Raw genomic sequence first — 8,685 nt, 5'->3', positions numbered from 1 at the left:
ACGCAGCCTTTCGATCCCTCCTGGGAATCGTCACCACCAAAGGCCCCATCACCTACGATATGTTGATCGCACCGGAAGCAAAGGGATAAGCCTTTTGACGGAAACAGATACTTGATGAGCAATATCCTTGCCTGAGCATCGTGAAGATCGAACAGCGCCGTTTGCAAGCCGCGACCCCGACTAGCAGACGCGCTATCAGCCTCGCTGGTTCCACTTGAAAAGCTCAGAAACCCACGGAGAATGGTTGGCGTCCTGATAGACGAGCGCCAGCTCCTTTCGATCATGTTGCGCCTACACAGAATAGCCGTCACGCCTTGCTCAGCGTATTGGCCGGTTTATGAACATGCTGGCCCGCAATGGTCCCAGTATTTATGCCGCAAAGAACGGCCGCGTCAAACTCGCGGCCCTTCGCGCACCGCCCCCCGAACTCCCTAGCGTAAGGAGCATAAGGTTAACGAGACGGTGCACGAACGTCGACGGCCTTTGGTATCACCCCGATGCTGGGGAAGGGCAGGCCATCGTGAACGCCGGAACCGTTACCTGCTGGCTCCCGAATCGGCGTTTTGTTGGTCTTTCTTTAGGGCCAGTTTGACCCGCGACCGACGCGGCGGGTGGGCCGATCGGGGCGCGCGGATCGGTCCAGAGGCCTTCCGCCGGCGCGCGATTCTCGCATCCCCTGCCATCCTCATCGATGCGTCAGGCCGCCCATGCGGAGACGCGTATGGCCGCGATGCCAACGCCTTTGCCCGCCTGGGACGCTCAGACCGGCGACGGAGCTGGCGGTCTGCGGCCGCCCGATGAAGCCTGTCTTCTGTCCGCTGAAAGCATGCCCGACGATGGCCACTCCGGTCTCCCATGGCGTCCGTGTCCTGCGCGCGGAACCATCCCTGCGTGTCTCCTGAAGGCCGTGAACCCGCGCCGCGCCGGTCCAACCCCGCGCCCCGACAAATTTCCCCTGGGTCCTTCGGACCCATTCCTCGCGGACCAAATTTGCCGGGCCTTGGGGTCCTCCCCTGCGGTCCGGCCCTTCGCTGCGCTGCGGGTGGGCCGGCACGTCTCGCGGGCTCCCTGGCCGAGACATCGCAGGGATGGTCCCGGCGAGACACGGGTAAGGAGACCGATCATGGCCATCACTCTCGGCACGTTCACCAAGCAGGACGACAACAGCTTCACCGGCACCCTGAAGACCCTGAACGTCACCGCCAACCTGAGCATTGTCCCGGTCGCCAAGGCGTCCGACAACGCTCCCGACCACCGCGTCTACGCGGGCGCCGGCCAGCGTTACGAGGTCGGCGCGGGCTGGAGCCAGGTCGCCAAGTCCAGCGGCGAGACCTACCTCAACCTCAAGATCGGCGCGCCCGAATTCGGCCCCCACTGGGTCCGTGCGCGGCTGGTCAAGCTGGAGCGCCCCGGCGACGACGGCACCACCCACATCGCCCTGTGGGAGCCGCGCGACCGCTGATCCCGCCCCGTTCACGAGCCCCGCCCCGGTGCGCCGGTGGCGGGGTTTCGGGTGTTCGGGCCGGGTCCGTCCGCGCATGCTATCCCTACGCCCAAGGGGGGCTCGAAAACCCCCGCGTCTGTTTTCGAGCGTCCCGCGCCGCCCTCATGCCCGTCACCCTGGCCCCGTTGCATCCCCATACGAGGAGAACCCGGCCATGGACGATAAAAACGACTCTGGGGCCACCCGGGCGGCCCAGGCCAAGAAGGGCAGCCCGTTCCTGAACACCGCGCAGGCCGCGTTTTACGTCGGGCTGTCGCAGCGCACGCTGGAAAAAATGCGCCTGACCGGTGGTGGCCCGCGCTTCCGCAAGCACGGTCGATACGTGCGCTACCACATCGATGACCTGGACGCCTGGTCGTTGGGCGAACAGCGCGCGTCGACCTCGGACGCGGGAGAGACGCCATGACCGACCGCGCCATCCTGCGCCGCCGTCGGCGCCAACACCCGGCCGTGCTGGCACTGGCCGGCCTGGGCGTGGCGATCCTGTCGCTCACACCGACCGAACGCGCCGTGCCCTGGCTGGTGTGGAACGCGTCTGCCAGCGTGCCCGTCGGGCTCTATCGCGTGACCGACGCGCCCGCCGAACGAGGTGCCCTGGTGCTGGTCCGGCCACCCGACGACGTGGTCGCGCTGGCCGCTGAACGCGGATACCTGCCGGCCGGGGTGCCTCTGATCAAGCGCATTACGGCGGCCCCCGGCGATCACGTCTGCGCCGTCGGCTCGGCGGTCGTCCTGCACACCCAAACCGTCGTTCCCCGCCGGGAGACGGACGCCGCCGGACGCCCGTTGCCGCGCTGGAGCGGGTGCCGCCGTCTCGCCGACGGCGAGGTTTTCCTGCTCATGGCGGACGCTCCGGATTCCTTCGACAGCCGGTACTTCGGGCCGGTGCCGTCGGCCTCGGTGATGGGGAGGCTCGTACCGTTATGGACCGACTGACGTTCGCCCTGCTGGGCGCGGTGGCGGTTTGCGCCGCGCCCGCTCAGGCCGCTGACCTTGCCGAGTGGCGGCCCCATATCGCCGAGGCCGAACGCAGATTCGGCGTGCCGGCCGCCTGGATCGAGGCCGTTCTGACCGCCGAAAGCGCTGGCGATCGCGTGGCCGTATCGCCGAAAGGGGCCATGGGCCTGATGCAGATTATGCCCGCGACCTGGGCCGAATTGCGCGCCGAACACGGCCTGGGAACCGATCCCTTCGCGCCCCGTGACAACATTTTGGCCGGCGCCGCGTACCTGCGCGCGATGCACGACCGGTTCGGCTTTCCGAGGCTGTTCGCCGCCTACAATGCCGGCCCGACGCGCTATCAGGCGCACCTGATCACAGGCGATCCGTTGCCAGCCGAGACCCGTGCTTTCCTGGTCCGGGTGACGGGATTGATCGGCGAAACGGCGTCGCCGGACGTCCCAAACGGGCGTCCAAACACGTCCCCCAGCATCGCGGAAACGACCCCAAATCCGTCCGGACGCGGCCTGTTTTTCACGCTCGGAACGACGTCCGGCGCGTCGTTTTCGGCGTCCCAAAGCGGCCTGTTCGTGCCGCTGACAACGGTCACCGACGCCGTCGATTGAACGATCTCAATGGCAATAAAGTTGACGTGCGAAGCATCGCCTCCGGAAAATATCCAATAATATACATCGCATGATATAGTAATTGAGCGCACGGAGAAGAGGATGTGGAGATAAGGCAAGATAAAAGAGGGCCTCCATTCGTCGGCTATCCCGTTGTCTGCACATCGTTTTTCCGGGAGGGCGCTGAAGCGCGAAGAGAGTTTTGCCTCCAGCTCATTGATATCCATTGTCTTTTCAGGAGGCCGCCATGGCCGAGGATGAGTTCACGCCGAAGCTGGGCAAACCCCGGTCGCGCGGCTCCAAAAGCGGCAAGCGCTACGCCCATCAGGTGCTGGCCGCCGTCAACCGGGCCGGCGGTCGCGCCGCGCGCAAGGCGGGCGCCGGGCTCGGCCGCATCGGGCGTGGTGGGGCGCCGGCCGCCGCGCTGGCCGGGCGGGATCGGTCAGCGTCGCGGGTGCGCCGCCGCGTCATCGTCAAGGCGCGCATCGTCCGCCTGGCCGGGAAGGGGATGGACACGGCGCGTGCCCACCTGCGCTACATCCAGCGCGACGGCGTAACCCGCGACGGGGAGCGCGGCGCGCTCTATGGCGCCGACCGGGACCGGGAAGACGGCCGCGCCTTCCTGGATCGGGCCGACGGCGACCGGCACCAGTTCCGCTTCATCGTCGCCCCGGAGGACGGCGCCGAATATAACGACTTGCGGCCGCTGACCCGCCGCCTGATGGCGCAGATGGAAACCGACCTCGGGACCCGGCTGGACTGGGTGGCCATCGACCACTTCAACACCGGCCATCCACACACCCACATCCTGCTGCGCGGCAAGGACGAGCGCGGCCACGATCTGGTCATTGCCCGGGATTACATGGCCCATGGCCTGCGTGAGCGCGCCGCCGATCTGGTCAGCCTGGACCTCGGTCCCCGCACCGAACACGAGATCGCCCTGCGCGACCGCGCCGACATCGAAGCCGAACGCCTTGTGCCGCTGGACCGGCACTTGCGGTCGATGGCCGACGACGATGGCCTCATCTTGCCGGCCGTCCGCGACGCGACCCGCCAGACGTTGCTGGCCGGCCGGCTCAAGAAGCTCGAACGGCTGGGGCTGGCCGAGGAGCAGCGCCCCGGCCGCTGGCGTCTGGATCCCGCCCTGGAGGATACGTTGCGCCGGATGGGCGAACGCGGCGACATCATCAAGACCCTGAACCGGGCGCTTGCCGAACGGGGCCGCGCGCCGGATCCGGTTGAGACCGTGGTCCACGATCCGGGCCATGCCGCGATCCGTGTTGTCGGGCGAGTGGTCGCCCGTGGCCTGTCTGACGAGATCCGCAACCGGCATTACCTGATCGTCGACGGGCTGGATGGTCGAACCCACTACGTCGACATCGGCCAGGGAGATGGTACGGAACCGACACCGCAAGGCGCCATTGTCGCGGTCTCCCCGCGCACCGTTCGGCCGCGCGACGTCGACCGCACGGTGGTCGCCGTCGCCGAGGCCCATGGCGGGCGCTACAGCGTCGACCTCCATCTGGCGCACGACCCGTCGGCGACCGAGGCCTTCGCCGAGACCCATGTCCGCCGGCTGGAGGCCATCCGCCGGGCCACCGGCGCCGTCGAGCGTCAGCCAGACGGCACCTGGGTCATCGGCCCCGATCACCTGGACCGGGTGGCGGACTACGAACGGACCCGGGCGCGCGCGGCGCCGATGGTGGTGCGTGTGCTGTCGCCGCTGTCGCTGGAGCGGCAGGTCGAGACCGACGGCGCCACATGGCTCGACCGCGATCTGACCAGTGAGAGCCCGGAGGCAACGCGCGAGGCCGGCTTCGGCCGAGAGGTGCAAGCCGCGCGGATGCGTCGGACCCGCTGGCTCATCGAGCAGGGCTTGGCCCGGGACGAGGCGGGTGGGGTCCGCTTCCAGCAGACCCTGTTGGCCACCCTGCGCCGGCGCGAGATGACGCGGGCGGCGGGCGCGCTGTCGGAGGAACTCGGTTTGCCCTATACCGAGGCTCGGCCGGGCGAGCGGGTGCAGGGCACCTACCGCCGTGCCGTGGATCTGGCCAGCGGCAAGATGGCCGTGATCGAGAAGGCCCGCGAGTTCACCCTGGTGCCCTGGCGCCCGGTGCTCGACCGCCATGTCGGCCGGTCGGTCTCCGGCGTGATGCGCGGCGAGACCATCTCCTGGACCATCGGCCGCCAGCGCGGCGGGCCGTCGATCTCATGACCCCGGTGGCAGGTCGTATCGCCGCACCCGGATCTCGGCGTCGTCCGCGTCCTCGAGGACAACCTCCAGCACCTGGTTGACCAGATCGGGATGGGCGTCGAGGTCATCCAGGGCCACCTCGAACAACTCGAGCTGCATGTCGAGATCCATGCCGACCGGCCCGGTCAGGCAGATCAGGCCGGCGTGAAGTTCGATGGGGGCGTATTCGCCGCCCTGGCCGGGTGCGCCGGCTGGCCCCCGGAAGTCGACGGCGTTGCGGGTCACGAACGTCCAGTCGCCATCCAGGATCACCGGCATCAAGTCCCAGTCCTTGGCGCCGCCCTTGCTGATCCAGCGCACATGCGAGGCGTCGGGGTGTCCGCGCCGGTGCGCCAGCTTGGTCAACTCCTCGCTCAGGCATTCATCGACCAGCAGCTTCATGCTCGCCGGCGCCTCGGCACCGTTCGATCAACCGTCGGGTGAGCATCCGGCTCCACGACCGACAGCCCGGCGCGGCCGGCCCCGGGCCGGATGGGCCTCCGCGTACAGCACGGCGAGGTCCAGGGTCTCTGCGTCCAGGCCGGGGTAGGCGGACAGGATGCGCTCCCGCGACAGGCCGGTGGCGACCGACGCGGCAAGGTCATGCACCGGAACGCGCGTGCCTTTAACGACCGGCGCGCCACCCAGGATGGCCGGGTCCTCGACCACGCGTGCCCGCGCCGCCGCCAGCCGCCTGCCCCGCGTGTCGGCATCGGCGACGAAAGGAGACAGGCTGACGCTCAGGAAGTCGTCGTCCACGCGCCAGTCGGCGTCTGCCCAGCCTTCGAAGGGACGGATGAGCAGCGAGGCCGTGATGCGCTCCGAAAAGCGGCTGATCAGGGCGAGACGTTCTTCGGCGGTCAATGCCCGCGCGGCGCGGAAATAGAACCCCACCAGCGGGCAGGCGGCCAGATGCACGCGCCGTCCGTCGCCGACCGAGTAGAACCGCTCGGGCAGGATGCGCTCATCGATCACCCGGTTGACGTCGCGCAGGGTGACGCCGGCGACAACGGCGGCCTCGTTGGGGTTCAGCAGGCTGGCGGCCATGACACGCCTCATAAATAATCCGACGCCTCGGAATATAATGCTGTCCAGCCGCCACGCCAAGGACGGTGATGATCCATCGCCCGGCTGGTCGCCGGATCGTACACCGTCGCATCTGAACGCCATTTTCACCCTGCGTCCGCTGCCCGAGCCTTGTCCGCAGCGTCCCGGCATCCTCGCCGGGGCCGGAACGGACGGACGGCGCCATGACCCCCACCAAGCTCTTGATCGGCCAGATCCTGGTCGTCTTCGCCATCGTCATCCTGGGCGTGTGGGCCGCGACGCAGTGGGCCGCCGATATGCTGGGTTATCAGGCCCAACTGGGCGAACCCTGGTTCGTGCTGTTCGGCTGGCCGGTCTATCCGCCGTGGGCGTTGTTCTTCTGGTGGTTCGCCTTCGAGGCCTATGCGCCCGAGGTGTTCGACGCCGCCGGGCTGCTGGCCGGGATGAGCGGCTTCATGGGCGCGGCAGCGGCCATTGTCGGGTCCCTGTGGCGGGCACGCCAGGGACGCATGGTGACCACTTACGGCTCGTCGCGCTGGGCCACCCGCCGGGAGGTGGAGCGGGCCGGCCTGTTCCGCCCGGCCGGGGTGTTCCTGGGGCGGTTCGGGTCCCGGTATCTGCGCCACGATGGCCCGGAGCATGTCATGGCCTTCGCGCCCACCCGCTCCGGCAAGGGCGTGGGGTTGGTGGTGCCGACCCTGCTGTCCTGGACCGGCTCGGCCGTCATCCACGACATCAAGGGTGAGAACTGGCAGCTCACCGCCGGCTGGCGCTCCCGCTTCTCGCACTGCCTGCTGTTAAACCCGACCGATGCGCGCTCGGCCCGCTACAATCCGCTTCTGGAGGTGCGCAAGGGGCCGCACGAGGTCCGCGATGTCCAGAACATCGCCGACATCCTGGTCGATCCCGAAGGTGCCCTGGAACGGCGGAACCACTGGGAGAAGACCAGCCACGCGCTTCTCGTGGGCGCCATCCTGCATGTGCTCTACGCCGAGGAGGAGAAGACCCTGGCCCGGGTGGCGACCCTGCTGTCCGATCCCCGGCGCGGCTTCGCCCGCACCCTGCACCGCATGATGACCACCAACCACCTGGGCACCGAGGCCGAGCCCCAGGCGCATCCCGTCGTGGCCTCCGCGGCCCGCGAGGTGCTGAACAAGTCCGACAACGAACGCTCCGGCGTATTGTCCACGGCCATGTCGTTCCTGGGGCTGTACCGCGACCCCACCGTCGCGGCGACCACGGCCGCCTGCGACTGGCGCATCGCCGACTTGGTGGACGCCGCGCGGCCGGTCTCGCTGTACCTGGTCATCCCGCCCTCCGACATCTCGCGCACCAAGCCGCTGGTCCGTCTGGTGCTGAACCAGATCGGCCGCCGCCTGACCGAACGCCTGGAAGGCGACCCGACCAAGAGCCGCCGCCACCGCCTGCTGATGATGCTGGACGAGTTCCCCGCCCTCGGCAGGCTGGACTTCTTCGAGACCGCGCTGGCCTTCATGGCCGGGTACGGCATCCGCGCCTATCTGATCGCCCAGAGCCTGAACCAGATCTCCAAGGCGTACGGCGAGAACAACGCCATCCTGGACAACTGCCATGTGCGCATCGCGTTTGCCTCCAACGACGAGCGCACCGCCAAGAGGATCTCCGATGCCCTGGGCACGGCCACCGAACTGCGCGCGCAGCACAACTACGCCGGCCATCGGCTGGCCCCCTGGCTGTCCCATGTCATGGTCAGCCGTCAGGAGACCGCCCGCCCGCTGCTGACCCCCGGCGAGGTGATGCAGTTGCCGCCTCAGGAGGAATTGGTGCTGGTCTCCGGGCTGGCGCCGATCCGCGCCGCCAAGCTGCGGTATTTCGAGGATGCCAACTTCACCGCCCGTGTGGTCGAGGCGCCGGCCCTCGCTGACGGGGCTTATGCCGATGCGCCTGACTCCCGGCCCGACGACTGGTCCGGGCAGGTGCGCAGCCCCGACGCTCGCCTGGGCACCCCCGACGAAATCCGCGCCGCCCTGGATCCGCACACCGACGACGACGGCGGTGGCCTGCAGCGTCATCCTGGGCTGGCCGAGGAGACCGCGCCGGCCCCGCCGCAGCCGGATCAGGCCGATCTGTTCGGCGCTGCCGACGAGGACTCCGACCCGGCCGCCGACAAGCGGGCGCTGGACCGCCTGACCCCGGCCGCGCGCGCCCATGGCGTCAACGAAGGCCGCCCCCGGGGCGAGGATCTGCTGCCCGGATTCTGAGCCTTAGGCGCCTTCCGGACCCTGGAGCGCGTAAGGGCGTACATAACCGCTCTGAGCGATTCCGACCGTTCGCGCGAGCCTTGCTCCAACCGCCGC

At 68.7% G+C, this 8,685-nt stretch carries 8 protein-coding genes; 6 read left to right on the top strand and 2 right to left on the bottom strand.

Translation table 11 applies throughout. The annotated features are described in order from the left end of the window. Window positions 1-1,123: 1,123 nt before the first annotated feature. From GGD89_RS17450 to rlxS, 5 genes are all read left to right on the top strand, one after another. The gene (locus GGD89_RS17450; RefSeq protein ID WP_092788130.1) at window positions 1,124-1,462 is read left to right on the top strand and encodes a DUF736 domain-containing protein; all 339 of its coding nucleotides are present in this window, start codon (window positions 1,124-1,126) and stop codon (window positions 1,460-1,462) included. A gap of 196 nt (window positions 1,463-1,658) precedes the next feature. Then, window positions 1,659-1,910 (top strand): helix-turn-helix transcriptional regulator, encoded by a 252-nt coding sequence (locus tag GGD89_RS17445; protein ID WP_092788131.1) that lies wholly within the window; start codon window positions 1,659-1,661, stop codon window positions 1,908-1,910. Continuing rightward, window positions 1,907-2,440, top strand: a complete 534-nt coding sequence (traF, locus tag GGD89_RS17440; RefSeq protein WP_184048047.1) for a conjugative transfer signal peptidase TraF — start codon at window positions 1,907-1,909, stop codon at window positions 2,438-2,440. The genes GGD89_RS17445 and traF overlap by 4 nt, the downstream gene beginning before the upstream one ends. Window positions 2,441-2,460: 20 nt before the next feature. Continuing rightward, the gene (locus GGD89_RS17435) at window positions 2,461-3,069 is read left to right on the top strand and encodes a lytic transglycosylase domain-containing protein (RefSeq protein ID WP_343058640.1); all 609 of its coding nucleotides are present in this window, start codon (window positions 2,461-2,463) and stop codon (window positions 3,067-3,069) included. A gap of 247 nt (window positions 3,070-3,316) precedes the next feature. Continuing rightward, window positions 3,317-5,284, top strand: a complete 1,968-nt coding sequence (rlxS, locus tag GGD89_RS17430) for a relaxase/mobilization nuclease RlxS (protein ID WP_184048041.1) — start codon at window positions 3,317-3,319, stop codon at window positions 5,282-5,284. On the opposite strand, the gene GGD89_RS17425 is transcribed toward rlxS, so the two are convergent. Then, on the bottom strand, window positions 5,279-5,704 hold the full coding sequence (locus tag GGD89_RS17425; RefSeq protein WP_184048038.1) for a DUF5615 family PIN-like protein: 426 nt from the start codon (window positions 5,702-5,704) through the stop codon (window positions 5,279-5,281). The two genes, rlxS and GGD89_RS17425, sit on opposite strands and share 6 nt — an antisense overlap. A 27-nt stretch (window positions 5,705-5,731) precedes the next feature. Next, a complete protein-coding gene (locus GGD89_RS17420; protein WP_221238540.1) occupies window positions 5,732-6,349 on the bottom strand; it encodes a DUF433 domain-containing protein in 618 nt (205 codons plus the stop codon). A 203-nt stretch (window positions 6,350-6,552) separates the two neighbouring features. Between GGD89_RS17420 and GGD89_RS17415 the strand changes: the two genes are divergently transcribed. Continuing rightward, on the top strand, window positions 6,553-8,589 hold the full coding sequence (locus GGD89_RS17415; RefSeq protein WP_184048035.1) for a conjugal transfer protein TraG: 2,037 nt from the start codon (window positions 6,553-6,555) through the stop codon (window positions 8,587-8,589). Window positions 8,590-8,685: the final 96 nt, after the last annotated feature.

It is taken from the genome of Roseospira visakhapatnamensis (assembly GCF_014197915.1).
Taxonomy (GTDB): domain Bacteria; phylum Pseudomonadota; class Alphaproteobacteria; order Rhodospirillales; family Rhodospirillaceae; genus Rhodospira; species Rhodospira visakhapatnamensis.
Note: the sequence above shows the minus strand (reverse complement) of the source record. Positions and strands in the feature narration are given on the sequence as shown.